The 21,018-nt window shown below is 70.1% G+C and carries 21 protein-coding genes; 13 read left to right on the top strand and 8 right to left on the bottom strand.

Annotation, left to right across the window (positions count from 1 at the left end; all coding sequences use genetic code 11):
- Positions 1–256: 256 nt before the first annotated feature.
- From ACNNMR_RS09525 to ACNNMR_RS09505, 5 genes are all read left to right on the top strand, one after another.
- Positions 257–1,540, top strand: a complete 1,284-nt coding sequence (locus ACNNMR_RS09525) for a sugar ABC transporter substrate-binding protein (protein WP_419994101.1) — start codon at positions 257–259, stop codon at positions 1,538–1,540.
- A 33-nt stretch (positions 1,541–1,573) separates the two neighbouring features.
- Entirely contained in the window at positions 1,574–2,563 is a 990-nt protein-coding gene (locus ACNNMR_RS09520; protein ID WP_419994100.1) for a carbohydrate ABC transporter permease, read from the top strand.
- Positions 2,560–3,387: a carbohydrate ABC transporter permease gene (locus tag ACNNMR_RS09515; RefSeq protein ID WP_419994099.1), complete on the top strand. Its 828-nt coding sequence runs from the start codon at positions 2,560–2,562 to the stop codon at positions 3,385–3,387. Before ACNNMR_RS09520 ends, ACNNMR_RS09515 begins: the two co-directional genes overlap by 4 nt.
- A gap of 192 nt (positions 3,388–3,579) precedes the next feature.
- Positions 3,580–4,221 carry a hypothetical protein gene (locus ACNNMR_RS09510; protein ID WP_419994098.1) on the top strand — a complete coding sequence of 214 codons (642 nt, stop codon included), beginning with the start codon at positions 3,580–3,582 and terminating at the stop codon, positions 4,219–4,221.
- A 32-nt stretch (positions 4,222–4,253) separates the two neighbouring features.
- Positions 4,254–5,198: a hypothetical protein gene (locus ACNNMR_RS09505; protein WP_419994097.1), complete on the top strand. Its 945-nt coding sequence runs from the start codon at positions 4,254–4,256 to the stop codon at positions 5,196–5,198.
- A gap of 7 nt (positions 5,199–5,205) precedes the next feature.
- On the opposite strand, the gene ACNNMR_RS09500 is transcribed toward ACNNMR_RS09505, so the two are convergent.
- Complete coding sequence (locus ACNNMR_RS09500) at positions 5,206–6,144, bottom strand: rhomboid family intramembrane serine protease (RefSeq protein WP_419994096.1); 939 nt, start codon at positions 6,142–6,144, stop codon at positions 5,206–5,208.
- A gap of 36 nt (positions 6,145–6,180) precedes the next feature.
- On the bottom strand, positions 6,181–7,053 hold the full coding sequence (locus ACNNMR_RS09495) for a hypothetical protein (RefSeq protein ID WP_420000309.1): 873 nt from the start codon (positions 7,051–7,053) through the stop codon (positions 6,181–6,183).
- A gap of 87 nt (positions 7,054–7,140) precedes the next feature.
- Between ACNNMR_RS09495 and ACNNMR_RS09490 the strand changes: the two genes are divergently transcribed.
- Entirely contained in the window at positions 7,141–7,602 is a 462-nt protein-coding gene (locus ACNNMR_RS09490) for a PPOX class F420-dependent oxidoreductase (protein WP_419994095.1), read from the top strand.
- A gap of 45 nt (positions 7,603–7,647) precedes the next feature.
- Here the strand turns inward: ACNNMR_RS09490 and ACNNMR_RS09485 are convergent, their stop codons facing one another.
- From ACNNMR_RS09485 to ACNNMR_RS09465, 5 genes are all read right to left on the bottom strand, one after another.
- Entirely contained in the window at positions 7,648–8,538 is an 891-nt protein-coding gene (locus ACNNMR_RS09485) for a helix-turn-helix domain-containing protein (protein ID WP_419994094.1), read from the bottom strand.
- A gap of 124 nt (positions 8,539–8,662) precedes the next feature.
- Positions 8,663–9,331 (bottom strand): response regulator, encoded by a 669-nt coding sequence (locus ACNNMR_RS09480; protein ID WP_419994093.1) that lies wholly within the window; start codon positions 9,329–9,331, stop codon positions 8,663–8,665.
- Positions 9,328–10,701 carry a sensor histidine kinase gene (locus ACNNMR_RS09475; RefSeq protein WP_419994092.1) on the bottom strand — a complete coding sequence of 458 codons (1,374 nt, stop codon included), beginning with the start codon at positions 10,699–10,701 and terminating at the stop codon, positions 9,328–9,330. The genes ACNNMR_RS09480 and ACNNMR_RS09475 overlap by 4 nt, the downstream gene beginning before the upstream one ends.
- A gap of 25 nt (positions 10,702–10,726) precedes the next feature.
- Positions 10,727–11,515: an ABC transporter permease gene (locus ACNNMR_RS09470; RefSeq protein ID WP_419994091.1), complete on the bottom strand. Its 789-nt coding sequence runs from the start codon at positions 11,513–11,515 to the stop codon at positions 10,727–10,729.
- Positions 11,512–12,453: an ABC transporter ATP-binding protein gene (locus ACNNMR_RS09465; RefSeq protein ID WP_419994090.1), complete on the bottom strand. Its 942-nt coding sequence runs from the start codon at positions 12,451–12,453 to the stop codon at positions 11,512–11,514. The genes ACNNMR_RS09470 and ACNNMR_RS09465 overlap by 4 nt, the downstream gene beginning before the upstream one ends.
- A 156-nt stretch (positions 12,454–12,609) precedes the next feature.
- On the opposite strand from ACNNMR_RS09465, the gene ACNNMR_RS09460 reads away from it, so the two are divergent.
- Both ACNNMR_RS09460 and ACNNMR_RS09455 read left to right on the top strand, forming a co-directional pair.
- Positions 12,610–12,909, top strand: coding sequence for a type II toxin-antitoxin system Phd/YefM family antitoxin (locus ACNNMR_RS09460; RefSeq protein WP_419994089.1), 300 nt, complete (start codon positions 12,610–12,612; stop codon positions 12,907–12,909).
- Complete coding sequence (locus ACNNMR_RS09455) at positions 12,906–13,307, top strand: type II toxin-antitoxin system VapC family toxin (protein ID WP_419994088.1); 402 nt, start codon at positions 12,906–12,908, stop codon at positions 13,305–13,307. Before ACNNMR_RS09460 ends, ACNNMR_RS09455 begins: the two co-directional genes overlap by 4 nt.
- A 24-nt stretch (positions 13,308–13,331) precedes the next feature.
- Here ACNNMR_RS09455 and ACNNMR_RS09450 read toward each other — a convergent pair whose 3' ends face one another.
- A complete protein-coding gene (locus ACNNMR_RS09450; protein WP_419994087.1) occupies positions 13,332–14,306 on the bottom strand; it encodes a DMT family transporter in 975 nt (324 codons plus the stop codon).
- Positions 14,307–14,364: 58 nt separating this feature from the next.
- Between ACNNMR_RS09450 and ACNNMR_RS09445 the strand changes: the two genes are divergently transcribed.
- The 5 genes from ACNNMR_RS09445 to ACNNMR_RS09425 all read left to right on the top strand — a co-directional run bounded on the left by ACNNMR_RS09445 (position 14,365) and on the right by ACNNMR_RS09425 (position 20,972).
- The gene (locus tag ACNNMR_RS09445) at positions 14,365–14,730 is read left to right on the top strand and encodes a chorismate mutase (protein WP_419994086.1); all 366 of its coding nucleotides are present in this window, start codon (positions 14,365–14,367) and stop codon (positions 14,728–14,730) included.
- Positions 14,731–14,785: 55 nt separating this feature from the next.
- Positions 14,786–17,296, top strand: a complete 2,511-nt coding sequence (gene pepN / locus ACNNMR_RS09440) for an aminopeptidase N (protein WP_419994085.1) — start codon at positions 14,786–14,788, stop codon at positions 17,294–17,296.
- A 133-nt stretch (positions 17,297–17,429) separates the two neighbouring features.
- Positions 17,430–18,848, top strand: a complete 1,419-nt coding sequence (locus ACNNMR_RS09435; RefSeq protein ID WP_419994084.1) for a pyridoxal phosphate-dependent decarboxylase family protein — start codon at positions 17,430–17,432, stop codon at positions 18,846–18,848.
- Entirely contained in the window at positions 18,845–20,248 is a 1,404-nt protein-coding gene (locus ACNNMR_RS09430) for a lysine N(6)-hydroxylase/L-ornithine N(5)-oxygenase family protein (RefSeq protein ID WP_419994083.1), read from the top strand. Before ACNNMR_RS09435 ends, ACNNMR_RS09430 begins: the two co-directional genes overlap by 4 nt.
- Positions 20,249–20,276: 28 nt before the next feature.
- On the top strand, positions 20,277–20,972 hold the full coding sequence (locus ACNNMR_RS09425; protein WP_419994082.1) for an SIMPL domain-containing protein: 696 nt from the start codon (positions 20,277–20,279) through the stop codon (positions 20,970–20,972).
- The last annotated feature ends 46 nt before the right edge of the window (positions 20,973–21,018 follow it).

Genomic DNA, 21,018 nt, shown 5'->3' with positions numbered 1-21,018 from the left:
GTCTCCGTCGTAACACCGGGTGGTCAGGGGGCGCGCCTGCACGTGGGCCGATCGGGTGGATGGGGCGGCACCGGCGTTTAAGGTGCAAGATGCAACGAATGCTCCCGAAAGTGCCAGTGGTCGGACAATTGGCGAAGGCAACGGTTCCGCATCCCCGGCCGGAAAGGTCTTGACCAAGGTCTCAGCCGCTCCTTACCTTCCCTTCATCTGGTCTAGACAACACGTTGGACTTTCCTTCTGCTTGGGGAGCGGGTTCATGCGCAAACTGGTCGTAGGCGCCGTCAGCGTCTCGATGGCACTCTCACTCGCGGCGTGCGGCGGCGACGACGGCGGCGATGACAGCGCCTCCGGCGAGGGCAAGACCCTCAAGGTCTGGATCATGGAGGGCACCAACCCCGACGCGAAGCCCTTCTTCAACGAGGTCACGAAGGCCTTTGAGAAGAAGACCGGGGCGAAGGTGAAGGTCGAGTTCCAGCAGTGGAAGACCGTCCAGCAGAAGTTCACGACCGCCATTGAGGGCGGGCCCGACCAGGTCCCGGACGTCGCCGAGGTCGGCACGACCTTCATCCCGCAGTTCGCCGAGACCGGTGCCCTCGTGGACGTGACGAAGGACGTCAAGGGCGCGGGCCTGGACAGCGACCTCGTCGAGGGCCTGAAGGACGCCGGCACCCTGGACGGCAAGCAGTACGGCATGCCCTGGTACGCGGGCGTCCGCTCGATCGTCTACCGCAAGGACATCTTCGAGAAGCACAAGCTGAAGGCGCCGACCACGTGGGCGGAGCTGAAGTCCACGGCGGAGAAGCTGAAGAAGGAAGAGCCGGGGATGATCCCGTTCCCGGTCCCCGGTGTCGCCGAGATGTTCGCGACCCCGTGGATCTGGGGCAACGGCGGCGAGTTGGCCACCGAGTCCGGCGGGAAGTGGAAGTCGGAGATCAACTCCAAGAAGTCCGTCGAGGGCATCAAGTTCTACACCGACCTCGCGAAGCTCGGCCCGACCAAGGTCAACAACTGGACCGAGACCGAGGTCAAGGACGACTTCGTCAAGGACAAGATCGCCATGACGATGTCCGGCAACTGGACTCCGAAGGCGTACGTCGAGGCGAACCCGAAGCTGAAGGGCAAGCTGGCCGCGATTCCGGTCCCGGGCAAGACCGGCGGCATCAGCCCGTCCTTCCTCGGTGGCTCGTACCTCTCCGCCTTCAACGGCCACAACAAGGAACTCTCCTGGGAGTTCATCAAGTTCATGACCTCCGGCAAGTACGCCGAGAAGTGGGCCGAGCAGACCAACTACTTCCCCGGCACCAACTCCGGCGTCAAGGCCATGGCCGACAAGGGCGACCCGCTGGTCACTCCGTTCGCCAAGCAGATGACCGAGGGCGGCACCACGGTGCCGAAGACCCCGGCGTACGGCAAGATCCAGGCATCGGCCGTCGTCACCAAGATGGTCACGGCGATCGTCGAGGGCAAGGCCACTCCGCAGGAGGCCGCGGACAAGGCCGCCAAGGAGATGGACGACATCTTCGCCAAGGAGAAGAAGTAACCACCGGGTCGAACAGATACGAGAGCAAGTCACGTGACAGAAAATCTCGTTGACGAGGCCGCGCCGGCTCCTGTGAAGGAGCCGGCGCGGCCCCGCCGCACCTCCGGCGAGGCCCTCGCCCGCCGCCGGCGCCTGATCGCCGGCACTCGCCCCTGGGTATTCCTGGCCCCGTCGCTCGTCGTGCTCGCCGGGCTGCTGCTGTGGCCGCTGATCCAGGTCGGCAAGCTGTCGTTCCAGGAGTACGCGGTCAAGTTCGGCGGCGGCGTCGGCACCTGGGTCGGTTTCGACAACTACACCAACCTGCTCAAGCAGAGCGACTTCTGGAAGACGGTCCTGCCCAACACGGTGGGATTCACCTTCGCCTGCGTGGTGCTCACCATCGCGGTCGGCACGCTCGTAGCGCTGCTTCTCAACCGCCTCGGGCCGGTGTGGCGGCTGATCTGCTCCACCGCCATCATGGCCGCCTGGGCGATGCCGCAGATCACCGGCACGTATGTGTGGGTGTGGCTGTTCGCGCCCCAGGACGGCATGTTCATGAAGGTGCTGGACACGGTCGGCCTGGTCGACGCGGATACGGCGAACTTCTTCAGCGACAGGTTGTCCTTCTACGCCATCGCCACGATCAACGTGGTCCATCACGGCTTCCCCTTCGTCGCCGTCACGGTCCTGGCCGGACTGCTGACGATCCCGAAGGAGCTGTACGAGGCGGGCGAGCTGGACGGGGCGAACTCCTGGCAGCGGTTCTGGAAGATCACTGTGCCGACCATCAAGCCGGTCTTCGCCGTGGTGACCATCCTCTCCACGATCTGGGACTTCAAGGTCTTCACCCAGATCTATGCGATGCCCGGCGGCAGTGGCACTCACCCTGAGATGGCGAACCTGGGTGTCTTCTCGTACATCCAGGCCTTCGCCAAGCAGGACTACGGAACCGGCGCGGCGGCCGCGGTCATGCTGACGCTGGTGCTGATCGTGATCACGATTGTCTACATCCGCACACTGTTCAAGGAGGGGGAGGACCTGTGAGGCGCACGACCCTGGCCTCTCGGCTCGGCCTCCCGGTCGCGGTGGCCGCGCTGCTGGCCTTCACCCTGCTGCCGGTCTACTGGATGCTCACCACCGCGCTGGACCCGAAGGCGACGCTGCGCGGGGCCGACGTGCTGCCCAGTGGGATCTCCTTCGAGAACTTCAGCACCGTACTGGATAACGGCAACTTCGGCCGCTATCTGCTGAACTCGGCGATCGTGGGCATCGCCACGATCGTGCTCTCGGGGCTGCTGGCGCTTTTCGCGGCGGTGGCGGTGGCGCGGTTCAAGTTCAAGTTCCGCACGTCCGTGCTGATCATGGTGCTGATCGTGCAGATGGTGCCGCTGGAGGCGCTGGTCATCCCGCTGTTCATCCAGATGCGCGACTACGAGCTGCTGAACTCCCTGCTGGGCCTGTCGATCGTGTACATCGCGCTGTCGCTGCCCTTCGCCATCTGGACGCTGCGCGGCTTCGTGCACACGGTGCCGAAGGAGGTCGAGGAGGCGGCGTACATCGACGGCTGCTCGTGGTGGCGGATGTTCCGCTCCGTGCTGCTGCCGCTGGTGGCGCCAGGGCTGGTGGCGACGAGCATCTTCGCCTTCATCACGGCCTGGAACGAATTCGTGTTCGCGTACACCTTCATGAAGGACAGCGAGAAGTACACCGCGGCCGTGGGTATCTACCAGTTCTTCGGCGAACACGGCACGGACTGGGGCGCGGTAATGGCCGCCTCAACCCTGATCACCGTACCGGTGCTCATCTTCTTCATCCTCGTCCAGCGCCGCCTGGCGTCGGGGCTGGCGGCGGGCGCGGTCAAGGGCTGAGAGCTGACCGGTGGTACGTCGCTCTGATTCAGGGCGACGTACCACTTTCCCGTGAAACTCAAGGTGCACCTGTTCCTCGTGTTGCGGCGTTGGTACGCTGCCGCGAAGTGATGCGCGGGGGCGTCGAGTTCCACCTCCCTTCTTCGGCTGCCTATCGCGGGCGGTCAAGGACGGATGGGAGTTGGTTGTGCCATGAACAACCGCATGCGCCGCGGCGCGCCCGCGGTAATGGCAGCGTCGCTGCTGCTCACGGCCTGCGGCAGTTCAGGCAATGAAGGGTCCGGCCGGATCGAAGGCGCGCGACAGGGGAGCGACGTGCCAACTCGCTCTGCCGAGCCGTCACCTGAGGGCCCTCATTTCGCATTTCCGAGCGATGTCCGGGTTGAGGTAGACGCCGCCTCAACAGGTCAGAAGGCCCCGGCCTCCCTTCTCCGGGACCATGCCAGCGCTGTGCAGGCCGTGAACCTGGCCGCCGCTAAGCTCGACTCGGACTTGCCTGAACTCAAGAAGTATCTCGGTGGTGATGCGCTTGCCGGATGGGCGGGCAGCATCCAGCAGCTGAAGAAGAAGGGCCAGACGATCACTGGCGTGGTGCGTTACTACGACCGCGACGTGAAGCTCAATAAACGAGCCGGGACGGCGAGCATCATGTACTGCGAGGACCAGACCAACTCGTATGCGAAGGTGCTCTCCACTAAGAAGGTGCGGAAGACGAAGCCCAGTATCGCGGACTTCATCAGCCACGTGGCCACGATGAAGAAGTCATCCGACGGCACCTGGCAGATGGTCGTGGACAGGACTTTCCTCAAGTCTGCGAGGTGTCAGCAATCATGAGGCGAGGCGCACTGGCTATTAGTGCGTTGACCATGGGGTTTGTGGTCGGCGCCGCGAGTCCGGTGATGGCAGCCAATGGGGTGCCCCAGCCCGGTGGGGGTGGGGCGAGGCAGGATCCGGCCGAGATCGACTCGTCAGTGCAGTACAACCAGAGCCGCCCAGGGTCGGGCGGGACCCCCATGGCCCCAGTGGGCCAGAGTTGGTCCCCGCCGGCCTGCTGGTTCGAACCGCGCTACTCCCCAAAGGAATTCGAGCAGTACGCCAACGACGCGTACGTCGGGCCGCAGAACGGGGGTGGCCAGATCCCCAATGACTATGCCGAGGACGATTTCCACCGGGGCGACAAGGGATCCTGGTACGAATTGGTGGTGGACGAGGCGGCGCCCGAGAGTTCCTACAGGTCTCAGTGTGGTGACTATTACAACCAGTTCATGTTCATTGGGCCGGCCGACCCGGCGCCTGCCGGTACGCCTGTCATCGATCCAGAGATCCTGGCAGGTTTGGCCTATGCCCGTACCAGGCTGCCTGCTCCGCCCGTGGAACTGAGCCCGGGCGCCGGCCGCCAGCTCGTCAACTTCGACACACAGGTCAAATTCGCGAAGCAGCTTGAGCGGGTATGGGTGACCGCATCGATCAACAACGCGGATGTCGACCTGGCCGCGACCACGGTCGCAACGCCCGCCACACTGCACGTGGAAGCCGGCACGGCGAACGCGAGCCCGGCCGCATGCGACTACAAGCTCGTGGACAAGGGCGACGGCTACGCGGTCGATACCGCAGGATCGGACTGCAACATCACCTACCGCAGGGCATCAGGGGATACCAACTACACCTTCCAGGCCTCCATCACCTGGAACGTGAAATGGACCGACTCCGCCGACCCTGATGGGCCGGCGCAGGAGCCGGAGTTCCCCGACGGTCAGTCGACGACCGAAATTCCGGTGACCGTGAAGGAAGTGCAGACGGTGACCCGCTGAGGCTTCATCAAGACAGCGACGCCGTCTTGATGACCGTGGCGACTACGAGCACCACCAGCACCACCGCCGGGCCTGCGATGTGCAGGACCTTGCGGTGGTGCTGTGGGGTGTAGGCGAAGACGAAGGCGGTGGCGCCGCCGGCGAGGAGGCCGCCGAGGTGGCCTTCCCAGCTGGTGAAGCCTGCTGAGATGACCAGCCAGATCAAGCCGATGACCAAGAACTGGGTGTCGGGGCGGCCGAGGCGGCGGGTCATCAAGTAGTAGGCGCCGATCAGGCCGAAGATGGCGCCTGAGGCGCCCAGGGCGGGCTGGTAGGGGCTGATTACGTAGCCGAGCACCGAGCCGCCGATGGCCGAGATCAGGTAGAGGGCCAGGTAGCGGGAGCGGCCCAGGCCCTGTTCCACGACTCTGCCCAGCATCCACAGCATGTACATGTTCATGAGCAGGTGCAGCGGGCCGATGCCGCTCGTCGGGGGCTGGTGGAGGAAGGCCGATGTGATCAGGCGCCACCATTCGCCGTGTGCGATGCCGGCGGGGTCGGTCCCGGGGATCGGGTAGCCCTGGTCCTCGTACAGCGCGCCGCCGTTCGATGCGATCCAGCCGCGGCCGAAGTTGTCGAAGCGGTTGGTGAACTCGTCGCCGAGTGCGGCCTGCGCGATGTAGGCCAGGACGTTCAGGCCGATCAGCGTGTACGTGACCACCGGCACGAAGTTCTGCCGCAGCGTGCCGCCGAAGGCCGTGCGGGCCTGGCGGACCTCGCGGTTGCCCTCGGAGACGCACTCGGGGCACTGGAAGCCCACCGCCGCCTCGCGCATGCAGTCCGGGCAGATGTAGCGGTCGCAGCGGGTGCAGCGGACGTGCGCCTCGCGGTCCGGGTGGCGATAGCAGGTCGTGGGCGTGCTTGCGGCCTGGTCGTTCTGCTCGTTCGGCGGCGGCGTGGCTTCCATGGCCCGAACCCTAGCGAAGTGGTCGTGAGGTGGCTGTCAGGTGTCGCAGTCAAGGACGGTGTGGCAGAGGGCGCAGCGGGCCCGGACCCGGCCGCGGACGGGGAGCCTGATGCGCTGGTGGCATACCGGGCAGGGGAACGAGACCCGGAGCGGGGACCGGCCCTCGAAGGCGTATCCGTGGTCCGGCGCCTCCGTCGTCGTCATGACCCCGCCCCTGGCCGCCGCGAACAACTCCTGCGCCTGCCGCCGGTCCTTCGCGTACCGCCGCCGCCCTGCCCACCCGCTCGCGGCCAGCGGCGGCCGCTCCGCGTCCCGGCGCGCCATCGCCAGCCCCTTCGTGTACGCGTCGTACGCCTGCGCGCTCGTGAACCACGTCTCCGGGCTCTCGCCGAAGGCCAGCGCCCGCTTGGCGACGACGTAGCCGAACTCCTCCGGGGTGAGATAGCCGAGCTTCTGCCGGGTGCCATTGCTCTCGCGGTACGCGTCCAGCAGCAGCCAGCCCGCGCCCAGATACGCGGTCGCCGTGTCCGTGAGGATTTCGTTGTCGCGGGTGCCGGGGAAGTTCAGGCCCAGTCGGTGCAGGCTGACGTGCATCACCTCGTGGGCGAGGGCGGCGCCGATGTCGCGGCGGTAGTTGCGGAAGCGGGAGTTCAGCTCGATGAAGTACTCGGGGCCCGCCTCCAGCTCGACATTCGCCGCATGCTCCATGTCCCGGAAGGAGACGATCATCCGGGCGTCCGGGAGGTGCAGGTGCTGCACCATGACGCGGGCGATGCGCTGCACGCCCAGATGCAGGTCGTCGGCGTCGGCGAAGGTGACGTCGCCGGCGAGGACGCTGGTGGCGTAGTCGCGGTGGAGGGTGTCGCGGTCCAGCCGCTTGTAGAGCGCGGTGAGCGCCGACCGCACCATGGCCAGGTGCGGAAAACCGTGCACGATCTCGCTGTCCACTGAGCGCCCCCAGCGTGGTCCGACTACCCCAAGCGTACGGTGGGAGCCATGAGCCCGAACATCGCCACGAACACGCGCGTCGACCGCGAGGCCCTCCTCGACTTCGTACGGACCCGGCACCGAGGCATCCTGATCACCCGGCGGGCGGATGGGTCGCCGCAGGCGTCGCCGCTGACCTGCGGGGTTGATGACTCGGGGCGGATTGTGGTGTCCACCTATCCGGAGCGGGCGAAGACCCGCAATGTGCGGCGGGATCCGCAGGCGAGCATCCTCGTGCTGTCGGATGAGTGGAATGGGCCGTGGGTGCAGGTGGATGGGCCGGCTGATGTCGTGGATGCGACGGAGGATGTGGAGCCGTTCGTCGAGTACTTCCGCAATATCTCCGGGGAGCATCCGGACTGGGATGAGTATCGGGCCGCGATGCTGAAGCAGGGGAAGTCGCTGATCCGGATCACGCCGGAGCGGTGGGGGCCGTTGGCTACGGGTGGGTTTCCAGCGCGGCTGGCGTAGCTGGCGGTCGGATGGCGTAGCTGGTGGTCGGCTGGGCGGCTTGGCTCAGCGGCCCGCCCGTACGATCGTCGGTGGCCGGTCCGGGTCCGGGATGGTGGTGGCATAGCCGCCCGGGACCGCGCGGCCCTGCGTCTCGCGGAAGCGGACCGGGGCCGTGCCCACGCGGCGGGTGAACAGGCGGCTGAAGTATGCCGGGTCGTCGTATCCCACGCGCCGGGCCACCGCCGCCACCGGCAGCTCGGTCGCCGCCAGCAGCTCCTTGGCGCGGCTCAGGCGGATGCCCAGCAGGTAGTCCTTGGGGCTGCAGCCCGCGGCTCTGCGTACCGCGGTGCGCAGCTCGGCCGTCGTCATGCCGTGCCGGGCCGCGTGTTCGGCGACCGAGAGGGGGAGGAAGGCGTCTCTGGCGAGGGCCTCCAGCACTGGGTGGCCGTCTCCTCCGATGTCCGCGCGGGAGCGGCGCAGGGTGACCAGCAGTTCGTGTACGCCGGCCGCCGTTTCCAGCTCCAGCAGCGGGTTTCCGCGTCGGGCGGCCCGCGCGATCCGAGTGATCACCGCCCGGGCGGTGTCCGCCTCGCCGAGCGGCACCACGGGGTCGTCGCCCTCGATGCAGCCGAGCTCCGCGTACGCGGCCACGGCGGGGCCGGTGAAGTCGACGAACGCCTCGTCCCAGCCCTTGTCCGTGTCGGGCCCGTAATGATGCGCCATCCCCGGCAGCAGCCACAGCACCGCGGGCGCCCGTACCTCCACGCGCGGGCGTGAACCGGCCCGGAACCAGCCGGACCCGCTGCTGACCACCACCGCCACGTGGTGGTCGAGCGTCCGCGGTCCGACCTCGGGCAGCGTCCCGTACTGCAGCCCGACGCCGAGGCAGACGAGGCCGAGGCGCTGGTGCACGGGGCTGGGGGAGAAGTAGCGCATCCAACTGTGCACGGTCATCGGCCCCTCCGCTCGAAACCCGCCCGAGTCCCAACACATCGGATCTTTGTGCATGGACACGTCCAGCGCCAGAGGGCGGGCCATGGCGGGGTCGTGGCGGGGTCATGCCGGGGTCATGCCGGGGTTATGCCGGGCGCACCAGCCGGACGTCGTACGCGAAGATCACCGCCTGCACGCGGTCGCGGGCGCCGACCTTCGTCAGGATCCGCCCGACGTGCGTCTTCACCGTCGACTCGGCGAGGTGCAGGCGCGTCGCGATGTCGCCGTTGGTCCAGCCCTGCGCCATGGCGCGGAGGACCTCGACCTCGCGGTCGGTGAGTGCGGCGAGGCGCGGGTCGGGGGCGTCGTCCGGGGTCGCGGGGCCCTCCGGGAGGAGATGCGCGTACTTCTCGATCAGGCGGCGGGTCAGCGCCGGGGCCACCACCGCCTCGCCGGAGGCGACCGCGCGGATGCCGGCGAGCAGCTCCGCGGGCAGCGCGTCCTTGACGAGGAAGCCGCTGGCGCCGGCGCGCAGGCCCGCGAAGGCGTACTCGTCGAGGTCGAAGGTGGTCAGGATCAGCACCCGGCTGCGGCCGCCCTCCGCGGCGATGCGGCGGGTCGCTTCGATGCCGTCGAGGCCTGGCATGCGGACGTCCATGAGGACGACGTCGGGGCGGAGTTCGGCGGCCATGCGGACGGCTTCGGTGCCGTTGGCGGCTTCGCCCGATATGGAGATGTCGTCTTGGCTCTCGAGGAGCATGCGGAAGCCCAGGCGTTGGAGGGCGTGGTCGTCGGCGATGAGGACTGCGGTCATGGGGTGCTGCCCTGTTGGGTGCGGGGGCCGGGGCCGGAGTTCCGCGACACCACCGAAAAAACGTGGTGGTCAGCTGCTGCGCGGTGCTGGGTTTTTTCGGCGGCGTCGCTCCACTCCGACCCCTCCTTCGCGCCGGCGGCTTCCGGTGGCGGGATAGTGGCGCTCACCCGCCAGCCGTTACGGGTCGGGCCTGCCTCGAAGTCGCCCCCGTACAGCGCCGTGCGTTCGCGCATGCCCGCCAGGCCCTGGCCCGACGTGTCCGGCGGAGCCGGCTTTGCGCTGCCCGTGTTCGTGATCTCCACCGTTGCTCCCCCCTCGTACGCAAGCTTCACCTGCGCGCGCGCCCCCGCGCCCGCGTGCTTGAGCGTATTCGTCAGGGCCTCCTGTACGACCCGGTACACCGTCAGCTGCTGGCCCTCCGACAGCGCGCCCGCATCGCCGCGCACCGCGTACTGCACCGGCAGCCCCGCCGCCCGTACCCGGTCGACGAGCGCGTCGAGCTCCGGGAGGCCGGGCTGCGGGGCGAGTTCGGGCTGGGCCTCCTCGGGGCGGAGGACTCCGAGGAGGCGGCGGAGTTCGGCCAGGGCCTCGCGGCCCGTCGTGGAGATCGCGTCGAGGGCCTGGCCCTGGCGCTGGGGGGACTTCGCGCCCGCATAGGAGCCGCCGTCTGCGAGGCCAACGATCACGGCGAGGTTGTGGGCGACGATGTCGTGCATTTCGCGGGCGATGCGGGAGCGTTCGGCGGCGGCGGCCAGGCGGGCCTTCTGGTCGCGTTCCACCTCGAGTTGGCGGGCGCGCTCCTCCAGGGCGCCGATGTGTTCGCGGCGGGTGCGCATCGTGAACGCCGTCGTGACGATCGCGGTGAAGATGGCGACCACCGGGATGTACTCGCGCAGCGGGTCGGACGGCGGGTTCTGGAGGAGGTCGAAGGCCAGGCCCGCGACCACCACGGCGGCCGCCCACGCGACGCGGGATATCGGCAGGCGCAGGGCGACGGAGAAGAGCGCGGCGCCGATCGCCGCCGCGGAGGCGAGTGCGAGGTGGTACGCGTCGTGGACGGTGAGTGCGGCGGCGACGGCGCAGTAGACGGCGAAGGGATGCCGGCGGCGCCACAGCAGCGGCAGCACGAGGCCGGCGTACACCAGCCACAGGACGGGCGTCGGCACGTCCGCCAGGTAGGTCACCGTGCCATCCGGCCGCTCCTCCGCGGCGCGCGCGTCGAAGACGCCGAACAGCTGCAGCAGCCCGGGCAGCCCGATCACCCCGGGCACCACCGCGTCCCACACCAGCGGGTGCCGGGCGTCGAACGCCCACACCCGCCGGATGACGGCATACGCGGGGTGCGTCGTCGGTGCCGGCGTCACGTCCATGCGCCCATCGTCGCGCGCACCACCGTCATACGTCACTGCGCCGCAGCCGCACCGCCGCCGCGGCGAGCACCGCGGCGACCCAGACCCAGAGCGTGAGGAAGCCCGCGAGGGGCGAGATCCGGTCGTCGGCGGGAAGGGCTTTGACCAGAGGCTCGGCGGCGTAGAGCGGGGTGTAGTTGATCGTGGTCTCGACCCAGTCGTACGGGGAGAGTTGGGCGAGGCTGGGCACGATCATCAGGACCGCCACGAAGATCCCGATCGACGCCGGGATGGAGCGGACCAGCGCGCCGAGGGCGAGGCCGAGCACGGAGATGAGGGCGACGGCGGCCGCCGAGCCGATCAGGGCGCGGGCCACGCCCGGGTCGCCGAGGCCGGCCTCGATCCTCGTACCGGAGAGGAAGGGCTGCGCCAGCGGGAAGGTGATGAACGCGGTGGCCAGGATGGTGACGAAGACCGCCGTGCCGAGGACTGCCGCCTTTGCCCAGAGGACGGGGAGGCGGCGTGGCACCGCGGCCATGGTGGCGCGGATCAGGCCCGTGGACCATTCGCCGGCGGCGGTCAGGATGCCGAGGATGGGGAGGATGAGCTGGGCGAAGTTGAGGCCGAAGAGGGGGACTTCGACCGGGTCGGCGGGGCCGTCGCCGCCGTCCTTGTAGGTGATGCCGACGATCAGGCCGATGGCGAGGCTGACGGCGATCGCGCCGGCGAGGGCGTACCAGGTGGAGCGGAGCGAGAAGAGCTTCGACCACTCGGAGCGGAGGACGCGGGTGGGGGTGACGGTGGGGGTGGGAGCGGCGGTCTTTGTGGTGCTCATGCGGCGACCTCCTGCTCCTGCTCGTTCGGTACGGGCGCGGCGTGGTGCTCGACGGCGTCGCGGGTCAGCTCCATGAAGGCGTCCTCCAGGGAGACGCGGTGCGGGGTGAGTTCGAAGACCGGGATGCCGTGGGCGGCGGCGGCGAGGCCGATCGCCTCGGCGTCGAGGCCTGATACGCGCAGCGTGTCGGGGGCGTCGGCGGTGATGGTGACGCCGGGTCCGGCGATGGCTTCGCGAAGCCGGCCGGTCTCGGGTGATCTGAGGCTGATCTCGTCGCGACCTGCCGACCGTACGAACTCCTCCACGGTGGTGTCGGCGAGCAGCCGGCCGCGGCCGATGATGATCAACTGCTCTGCGGTGAGCGCCATCTCGCTCATGAGGTGGGAGGAGACGAAGACGGTGCGCCCCTCGGCGGCGAGGGACTTGAGGAGGTTACGGATCCACAGCACCCCCTCCGGATCAAGCCCGTTGACCGGCTCATCGAGGATCACGGTCGCGGGATCGCCGAGCAGCGCCGCAGCAATCCCGAGCCGCTGCCCCATCCCCAGCGAAAACCCACCCACGCGCTTCTTCGCCACCCCCGCAAGCCCGACGGCCTCGATGACCTCATCGACCCGCCCCCGCGAAATCCCCTGCGTGAGCGCCAGCCCCAGCAGATGCTTGTACGCACTCCGGCCCCCGTGCACGGACCGCGCCTCCAGCAGCGCCCCGACCTCGCGCAGCGGCGCCCGATGCGCGGCGTACGGCCGCCCGGCAACGGTGACCGTCCCGGCAGTGGCCCGATCCAGCCCCAGAATCAGCCGCATCGTCGTCGACTTCCCGGCCCCATTGGGTCCAAGAAAGCCAGTAACCGTGCCGGCCCGCACGGTAAACGTCAGCTCATCCACGGCGGTCTTATCGCCGTAACGCTTGGTCAGCCCGCGGGCTTCAATAGTCATGCCAACGACGCTAGGCAGCGGGCGCCCCTGGATCGTCCGACCGGAGGGCCTTGGTCGAGGCGGGCGGTGGTACCGCGGGAGGACGGGCGTACTTCGTTCAGGGGATAGCGCCGCACGATTGTGGAAGCGCCGCACGGTCCGACGTAGCCTGGCAATATGACCAAGAGAGTCCCTATTCGCCAGCTGCAACAGCACGCGAGTGAACTCGTGGACCGGGTAGCCGCCGGAGAACGGGTGGAGATCACGCGCAACGGCCGGCTCATTGCCGTGCTGGCGCCACCGGACCCGGAGCAGCGAGTCATGGAGGACCTCGTACGAACGGGAACCGTCGACCCGGAGAACGTCAAGGATTCCCGCAGGCTCGCCGATTGGGAGCCACTGCCGCCCCGCGCCGCGGGGAGCCATCGGCGGCTGTCGGACGTGCTGCTTGAGCTGCGCGAGGAAGAGAACCGTTGATCTACCTCGACACGTGCGCCCTGGTGAAGCTCCTGCTGCCGGAAGCGGAGACGGCGGCGCTTCGGACTTTCCTCTCCGCACGTGCTGCGGAGGGCCACGCCACGTCGGCCCTGGCGCAGACCGAGGTCGCCCGGACGCTGATCCGGATCGATGCGGACCCAGAAGTGGCGGACGCGGCAGAGGACTTGCTGGATCGTGTGCTGCGGATCCGGATCACCGATCCGATCCTGCGAGCCGCCGCCATGTTCCCCGTACGGCATTTGCGGACGCTCGATGCGATTCATCTGGCCAGCGCGGAGCATCTGGAGCAGGCGCTGACCGCCTTCGTCACCTACGACAAGCGGCTGGCCGCGGCCGCCGATGCGCGCGGGCTGCCGGTGGAGGTACCGGGGGCGTGAGCTGCGTGGGGCGGGAGGACGGGCTCAGCGTGAGCCGGGTGTGCCTTTCGGTTCCGGTTTCTGGGGCTCGACGCCGTCCTGCGCCGCCACCGCCGAGGGCGGTGCGCCGCGCCGGCCGGCTCCGCCTCGTCGCCGCGACACCGCCACCCCCGCCAGGCACAGGGCGCCGCCGAGCAGGGTGAGCAGGCCAGGGACCTCGCCGAGGGCCAGCCAGGACATCAGGACTACCAAGGCCGGGACGGCATACGTCGTCGCGCCCATGCGGCCGGCCGTCGTGCGGGCCAGGGCGTAGGCCCAGGTGGTGAAGGCCAGGGCCGTGGGGAAGATGCCCAGGTAGATCATGTTGGCCGTGGCGGACCAGGGGGCGGATGCCGCGTCGTGGATCAGCTGGCCCGTGAAGGGGAGGCAGAGGACCGCGCCCGTTATGCAGCCGAAGGCCGTTGCCTGGAGGGGGGAGGCGTGTCGCAAGGCTGGTTTCTGGCTGACCACCCCGCCCGCGTACGTGGCCGCCGCTACCAGGCACAGCAGCACCCCCAGCAGGGATGACGACCCGCCGTCCGACATCGAGATGCCCACGACGATCGCCCCCGCGAAGGACACCGCCATCCCGGCCATCAGGCCCGGTGGGAAGCCCTCCTTCAGGACCCAGCCGCTCAGCAGCGCGATGAGGATCGGGCCGACATTGACCACCAGCGCCGCCGTGCCGGCGTCGACCTTCTGCTCGCCCCAGTTCAGCGCGACCATGTAGACCCCGAACCACAGCACGCCGGACGCCGCGATCCCGGGCCACGCCGCGCGCGGCGGCAGGCCCTCGCGCCGCAGCACCAGGATCAGCGCCAGCGCCACCGCGCCGGCGGCCAGCCGGCCGAGCGCCAGCGCCCCGGGCCCGTAATGCTCCGCGGCATCCCGGATCGAGACGAATGCCGACGCCCAGAGCACGACGGTGATCCCGGCGGCGACGAGCGCCCGCCGGTCCGTGCCCTCCCCACTTCCGATCATGCCCCGCACGCTAGCCGACCCCACTGACACTCCCCACCGCTTTGTTACGGTGACCGGCATGACCGAACCCGCCGCCACCCGCGACGACGCCTCGTCCGGCAAGTCGCAGGACGCCGTCAGCGCCGAGCTCGGCCGGCTCCGCGAGAGCATCGACAACATCGACGCCGCCGTCGTCCACATGCTGGCCGAGCGCTTCAAGTGCACCCAGCAGGTCGGCCGCCTCAAGGCCGAGCACCAGCTGCCGCCCGCCGACCCGGCCCGCGAGTCCCGCCAGATCGCCCGCCTCCGCGAGCTGGCCGCGAGCGCGAAGCTGGATCCGGCATTCGCGGAGAAACTGCTCAATTTTATTATCGCCGAGGTGATCCGCCATCATGAGCAGATCGCCGACGGGACGGACCCGGGGAACGGCGAAGCCGCCCGGTAGCCGCCCGCCGGACGATCTCCTGCGCGCACTCCGGCCATGAGGCACCATGGCCCCCATGCCCGCACTCACCCGCGCAGAGGCGCAGCTCAGAGCCCGGATTCTCGATGTCGAGCGGTACGACGTCGGCCTCGACCTCACCCGCGGCGAGGAGGTCTTCGGGTCCACCGTCGTCATCCGCTTCACCGCCCGCGAGGCCGCCGGGACCTTCCTGGAGCTGAAGCCCGCCGCGCTGCACCGGGTCGTCCTCGACGGTACGGACCTGGAGCCGGGCGCGCTCGACGACAACCGGCTGCCGCTCACCCTCACCGCGGGCGCGCACGAGCTGCGGGTCGAGGCCGACATGGCGTACTCGAGGACCGGCGAGGGCATGCACCGGTTCACCGACCCGGCGGACGGCGAGACCTACACGTACACCCAGCTCTTCCTCGACGACGTGCAGCGCGTCTTCGCCGCCTTCGACCAGCCGGACCTGAAGGCCGAGTTCGCGGTCACCGTCACCGCCCCCGCGGGGTGGACCGTGCTCGGCAATGGCATCGCCACCGACCACGGCGACGGCCGCTGGTCCATCGCCACCAGCCCGCCCCTCGCCACCTACTTCGTCGCCGTCGCCGCCGGCCCCTGGCACTCGGTCACCGACGAGCACGCCGGGCTCCCCCTCGGCCTGCACTGCCGCCGCTCGCTCGCCCAGCACCTCGACGCCGACGCCGACGAGCTCTTCGACATCACGAAGCGCTGCTTCGACCGCTTCCACGAGAAGTTCACGGAGCCGTATCCCTTCGACTCCTACGACCAGGCCTTCGTCCCCGAGTTCAACGCGGGCGCGATGGAGAACCCGGGTCTCGTCACCTTCCGCGACGAATACATCTTCCGCTCCGCCGTCACCGACACCGAGCGGCAGACCCGGGCGGTCACCATCGCGCACGAGATGGCCCACATGTGGTTCGGTGACCTCGTCACCCTCCAGTGGTGGGACGACATCTGGCTGAACGAGTCCTTCGCCGAATACCTCGGCTGCCAGATCGTCTCCGAGGCCACCCGCTTCGAGGGCGTGTGGACCGACTTCGCCATCGCCCGCAAAGGCTGGGGTTACGACGCCGACCAGCGGCCCTCCACCCACCCGGTCGCCCCGGAGCCCGGCGCCGTCCCCGACACCGCCTCCGCGCTGCTGAACTTCGACGGCATCTCGTACGCGAAGGGCGCCTCGGCGCTCCGCCAGCTCGTCGCCTGGCTGGGCGAGGAGGACTTCCTGGCCGGGATCAACGACCACTTCGCCAAGCACAAGTTCGGCAACGCCACCCTCGCCGACTTCATCGACTCGCTCGCGGGCGCGTCCGGGCGGGATGTGCCGGGGTGGGCGGATGCCTGGCTGCGTACGACCGGGGTGGACACGCTCGCCCCGGACATCCGCGTCCTCGACGACGGCAGTTGGCGGCTCCGGGCGGTGCGCGACGGCAGCCGGCCGCACACCTTCACCATCGGCTGCTACGACCATGTCCGGGACGCGCCGGGGGAGTTGCGGCGCACCGGATCGATGCGGGCGCGCGTCGGCGACGACGGGCCCGAGCTGTGGACGGAGCAGGGGGAGCGCTCCGCGCTCTACCTCCTCAACGACACGGACCTCACCTACGCCAAGATCCGCTTCGACCAGGAGTCCTGGGACACCCTCGCCGGCTCCCTCTCCGCCATCCCCGACCCCCTCGCCCGCGCCGTCGCCTGGAACGCCGCCCGCGACCTGGTCCGCGACGCCGAACTCCCGCCGGCCGACTTCCTGGAGATCGCCGCCCGCCACCTCCCGTACGAAAGCGACCTGGCGGTCATCCAGGGCGTCCTCACCTTCGCCCGCAGCCAGGTCGCCGACCGCTACCTGCCGCCGGGGGAGCGGGCCGCCGCCCTGGAGACGCTGACCGGCCTGGCCCGCGAGCTCCTGGCCGACGCCGAAGACCCCGGCCTCCGCCTCACCGCCGTACGCACCCTCACCGACTCCGCCACCACCCCCGACGAACTGCGCGACTGGCTCGCCGCCGGCACCGTCCCCGGCGGCCCCGTCCTCGACCCCGAGCTGCGCTGGCGGGCGCTGCTGCGGCTCAGCGTCCTCGGCGCCGCCACCCCCGCGAAGATCGACGCCGAGCTCGACCGCGACCCGAGCGCCACCGGCGAGGAAGGCGCGGCCCGCTGCCGCGCCGCGCTCCCCGACCCGGCGGCCAAGGAGGCCGCCTGGGAGCAGCTCTACGGCAATGACAAGCTCTCCAACTACCTCTTCACCGCCACCGCCCAGGGCTTCTGGCGGCCGGAGCAGCGCGACCTCGTCCGTGCCTACGTACCGCGGTACTTCGACGACGTCGTCCCGCTCGCCGCCCGCCGCGGCCCGGCCATCGCCGCGCAGGCGGGCACCCACGGCTTCCCCTCCGCGCTCGTGGAGGACGACACCCTCCGCCACAGCACCGCCGCGCTGGAGCGCACTGACCTGACCCCGGCCCTGCGCCGCAAGCTGGTCGACCAGGAGGACGACCTGCGCCGGGCGCTGCGGGTGCGGCAGGCCGCCCGCGAAGCTCATTATCAGACCTGATGCGTCAACCCCGCATGCCCGTCCTTCGTACGGGCGAACTCCCCTGCACATAAGCATGATCGTGAGATTCCGGCCGTAGGTTAGGCCTGCCTAACCACCCCACTCCGGAATTTCCGCGCAAGGGAGCACGACCATGCACGGGGCTGTGTCGGACACCGCCGACCCCACCGCCCTCGCCGGTGGCACCGCAGGACCACGGGCGCTCAGGCCGCACCTGGACACCGTCCTCGACGCCCTCGCCGAGGGCGCCGCCGCCCGCCAGGGCCCGCTGCCCGCCGGCGGTCCCGAGGCCGTCGCCGCGCTGGTACGGGCGGCCGCGCGGCCCGTTCTCCCCGCCTCGGGGGAGGGGAGCGCGGGCCTGCGCGGCCTCGTCCACGCGCTGGCCGCGGGCGCCGCCGACCCGGCCGACCCGCAGTGCGCCGCCCACCTGCACACCCCGCCGCTCGCCCTCGCCGCCGCCGCGGACCTGGCCGCCGCCGCCCTCAACCCGTCGATGGACTCCTGGGACCAGGCCCCCGCCGCCTCCGCCCTGGAGGCCGAGACCACCGCCGCGCTCGCCGACGAGGTCTACCCCGACTCGCCCAGGCCCGACGCCCTCGTCACCACCGGCGGCACCGAGGCCAACCAGCTCGCGCTGCTCCTCGCCCGCGAACACCTCGGCCCCGGCGTCCAGATCATCTGCGGCGCCAACGCCCACCACTCCGTGCACCGCGCCGCCTGGCTCCTCGGCCTGCGCCGCCCGCACACCATCCCCACCCCGACCGGCATCCTGGACCCCCTGTCCGTACGCGATGCCCTGCGCAACACCCGCAATCCCGCCCTGGTCATCGCCACCGCCGGCACCACCGACACCGGCGCCCTCGACCCGCTCCCGGAACTCGCCGCCGCCGCCCGCATCCGCGGCGCCCGCCTCCACGTCGACGCCGCCTACGCCGGGCTGCTCCTCCTCGCCCCGCGGCTGGCGCATCTGCTGACCGGCCTCGCCGAAGCCGACTCCGTCACCCTCGACTTCCACAAGCTCGGCTGGCAGCCCGTCGCCGCCGGCCTCTTCGCCGTACGGGACGGGGCCGACCTCAAGGCCCTCGACCACCGCGCCGACTACCTCAACGCCGACGACGACACCGAAGCCGGCCTCCCCGACCTCCTCGGCCGCTCGCTGCGCACCACCCGCAGGCCCGACATCCTGAAGATCGCGGCCACCCTGAAGGCCCTCGGCAGGGACGGCTTTGCCGACCTCATCGAGCGGACCGTTGCCAACGCCCACCACCTCGCCGCGCTGGTCGACGCCCACCCCGACTTCGAGCTGTACGACCAACCGGCCCTCACCACCGTCCTGTTCCGCCCCGCGGACGCCGACGACGCCGCCGTGGCCGCCGTCCGCCGCCGGCTCCTCGCCGACGGGCACGCCGTGCTCGGCCGCGCCCGCCCCCACACCGGCGCGCGGCTGTGGCTCAAGGCCACGCTGCTGAACCCGCACGCACAGCCCAGCGACCTCGCCGCGCTCCTCAAGCTCACCGCCGAGGCCCACCAGGAAGGCACCACCCCCCGATGAGCAACGACGCGCCGCCCCCCGACCAGCAGCCCCTCGACCTCGTCGGCGTCGGCATCGGCCCCTTCAACCTCTCCCTCGCCGCCCTCGCCCAGGGCATCGACGGCCTGACCACCCGGTTCTACGACCAGCGCCCCGGCTTCTCCTGGCACCCCGGGCTGCTCATCGACGGCACCACCCTCCAGGTCCCCTTCCTCGCCGACCTGGTCACCCTCGCCGACCCGACCAGCCGCTTCAGCTACCTCAACTACCTGCGCACCCGCGACCGCCTGTTCCCGTTCTACTTCGCCGAGCGGCTGCACCCCTTCCGCGCCGAATACGACGCGTACTGCCGCTGGGTCAGCGAATCCCTGCCGAGCCTGCACTTCGGCCACCAGGCCGACGCCATCCGCTTCAACCCGGAACGCCGCTGCTTCGAGGTCGACTTCACCCAGATCGACGAGATGGGCGAGGCCGAGGCGCTCGGCCGCGTCCAGGCGAAAAACCTGGTGCTGGGAGTAGGCACCGAGCCGTATGTCCCGGACCCGCTGCGCCCGCTCGCCGACACCCCGACCGTCCCGGTCATCCACGCCGCCGACTACCTCGCCCACCGCGAGCGCTTCCTGGACCTGCGGCACATCACGGTCATCGGCTCGGGACAGTCGGGCGCCGAAGTCTTCCTCGACCTGCTGCGGGCCCGGCCCGCGGGCGCCGAGCGGCTGCACTGGCTGGGGCGCACCGGCGCTTTCGCGCCCATGGAGTACAGCAAGCTGGGCCTTGAGCACTTCACGCCCGACTACACCCGTTACTTCCACGGCCTGCCCGAGCCCGTACGGGACGAGCTGGTGCCGCGGCAGTGGCAGCTGCACAAGGGCGTCGACCACGACACCCTCGCCGCCATCCACGACGAGCTCTACCACCGCACCCTGCACGGCGGGTGGCCGGAGGTCGTGATGACCCCGGGCGTCGCCGTCCGTACGGCCGGGCGGATCGGCGCGGGCCGGATCGAGCTGCACCTGGAGCACGCCGAGCAGAAGGGCCGCGAGCGACTGCACACCGACGCGGTGGTGCTGGCCACCGGCTATCGGGAGCGGCCGCTCGAATCGATGCTGGCGCCGCTCGCCCCGTACGTACGCAAGGACGGGGCCGAGCGGCCGCGGATCGACGTCGACTACCGGCTGGTGTTGGACCGGTCGGTGGTGGACGCCGGCTGCAAGATCTACGTGCAGAACGCCGAGCGGCACACACACGGCGTCGGCGCGCCCGACCTGGGCCTGGCCGCGCACCGCAGCGCCGTCATCCTCAACGACCTCACCGGCAAGGAGCCGTACCCGGTGCCGGACCGGACCGCCTTCACCACCTTCGGCCTCGACGCGTCGGCCGCGGACCGTACCCGAAAGGCGGCGTCGCACGCGCTGCGGTGAGCCGGGGCGGGGTGCCAGAGTGTGGGCCATGACGAATGCTCCCGTTCCGTACGGCACCCCCGACATCCCGCGCGTCGCCGTCCGCGGCGAGGCCCGGCTCGAAGTTGACCCCGAGATCGCGCAGATCGGCATCCTCGTCTCCGCGCGCGGCACCGACCGGCGGGGCGCGCTGGAGGACCTGACGCGGCGCAATGACGCGGCGCGGGAGCTGGTGAAGACATACGGCGAGGCGGTCGAGAAGCTGGAGACCGGCGCGCTCACGGTCACTCCCGAGCTGGGCAAGCGCGGCCGCGGTGAGCGGGTGCGCACGTATAACGGGCGGGTGCAACTGACCGCCACCCTGAACGACTTCACGGCGCTGGGCGAGCTGGTCACGCGGGTCGCGGAGCTGGACCTGACCCGGGTCGACGGGCCGTCGTGGCAGCTGCGGCCGGACTCGCCGGTGTACCGGCAGGCGCGGCAGCAGGCGGTGAAGGAGGCGGTGACGCGGGCGCGGGAGTATGCGCAGGCGCTGGGCGCGGAGCTGGACGCGGTCGTGGAGCTGGCCGATGAAGGGGCGGAGAGGGAGCGGATGATGGACAAGGCCAGCTTCGCGTCGTCGCGGGCGATGCCGGAGGCGGCCATGGCCGACGACTACGCGCCCGCCCTCGATCTCGAGCCGCAGCGGCAGCTTGTGCGGGCCCGTGTGAATGCGCGTTTCACGATGACGCGGCCTGTGTTGTAGCCGCGAATTGCTCATTCGAGCGGACGCCCGCACGTTTTACAAGTTG

This window comes from Streptomyces boninensis (genome assembly GCF_048572725.1).
Taxonomy (GTDB): domain Bacteria; phylum Actinomycetota; class Actinomycetes; order Streptomycetales; family Streptomycetaceae; genus Streptomyces; species Streptomyces boninensis.
Note: the sequence above shows the minus strand (reverse complement) of the source record. Positions and strands in the feature narration are given on the sequence as shown.

Bases quoted from the DNA above. Each gene is read 5' to 3' on its own strand.
- ACNNMR_RS09450 (WP_419994087.1), bottom strand. From the start codon at position 14,306: ATGATCGGAAGTGGGGAGGGCACGGACCGGCGGGCGCTCGTCGCCGCC.
- ACNNMR_RS09430 (WP_419994083.1), top strand. From the start codon at position 18,845: ATGAGCAACGACGCGCCGCCCCCCGACCAGCAGCCCCTCGACCTCGTC.
- ACNNMR_RS09460 (WP_419994089.1), top strand. From the start codon at position 12,610: ATGACCAAGAGAGTCCCTATTCGCCAGCTGCAACAGCACGCGAGTGAA.
- ACNNMR_RS09490 (WP_419994095.1), top strand. From the start codon at position 7,141: ATGAGCCCGAACATCGCCACGAACACGCGCGTCGACCGCGAGGCCCTC.
- ACNNMR_RS09425 (WP_419994082.1), top strand. From the start codon at position 20,277: ATGACGAATGCTCCCGTTCCGTACGGCACCCCCGACATCCCGCGCGTC.
- ACNNMR_RS09470 (WP_419994091.1), bottom strand. From the start codon at position 11,515: ATGAGCACCACAAAGACCGCCGCTCCCACCCCCACCGTCACCCCCACC.
- ACNNMR_RS09510 (WP_419994098.1), top strand. From the start codon at position 3,580: ATGAACAACCGCATGCGCCGCGGCGCGCCCGCGGTAATGGCAGCGTCG.
- ACNNMR_RS09445 (WP_419994086.1), top strand. From the start codon at position 14,365: ATGACCGAACCCGCCGCCACCCGCGACGACGCCTCGTCCGGCAAGTCG.
- ACNNMR_RS09485 (WP_419994094.1), bottom strand. From the start codon at position 8,538: ATGACCGTGCACAGTTGGATGCGCTACTTCTCCCCCAGCCCCGTGCAC.
- ACNNMR_RS09525 (WP_419994101.1), top strand. From the start codon at position 257: ATGCGCAAACTGGTCGTAGGCGCCGTCAGCGTCTCGATGGCACTCTCA.
- ACNNMR_RS09465 (WP_419994090.1), bottom strand. From the start codon at position 12,453: ATGACTATTGAAGCCCGCGGGCTGACCAAGCGTTACGGCGATAAGACC.
- ACNNMR_RS09480 (WP_419994093.1), bottom strand. From the start codon at position 9,331: ATGACCGCAGTCCTCATCGCCGACGACCACGCCCTCCAACGCCTGGGC.
- ACNNMR_RS09495 (WP_420000309.1), bottom strand. From the start codon at position 7,053: ATGGTGCGGTCGGCGCTCACCGCGCTCTACAAGCGGCTGGACCGCGAC.
- ACNNMR_RS09475 (WP_419994092.1), bottom strand. From the start codon at position 10,701: ATGGACGTGACGCCGGCACCGACGACGCACCCCGCGTATGCCGTCATC.
- pepN (WP_419994085.1), top strand. From the start codon at position 14,786: ATGCCCGCACTCACCCGCGCAGAGGCGCAGCTCAGAGCCCGGATTCTC.
- ACNNMR_RS09505 (WP_419994097.1), top strand. From the start codon at position 4,254: ATGGGGTTTGTGGTCGGCGCCGCGAGTCCGGTGATGGCAGCCAATGGG.
- ACNNMR_RS09435 (WP_419994084.1), top strand. From the start codon at position 17,430: ATGCACGGGGCTGTGTCGGACACCGCCGACCCCACCGCCCTCGCCGGT.
- ACNNMR_RS09500 (WP_419994096.1), bottom strand. From the start codon at position 6,144: ATGGAAGCCACGCCGCCGCCGAACGAGCAGAACGACCAGGCCGCAAGC.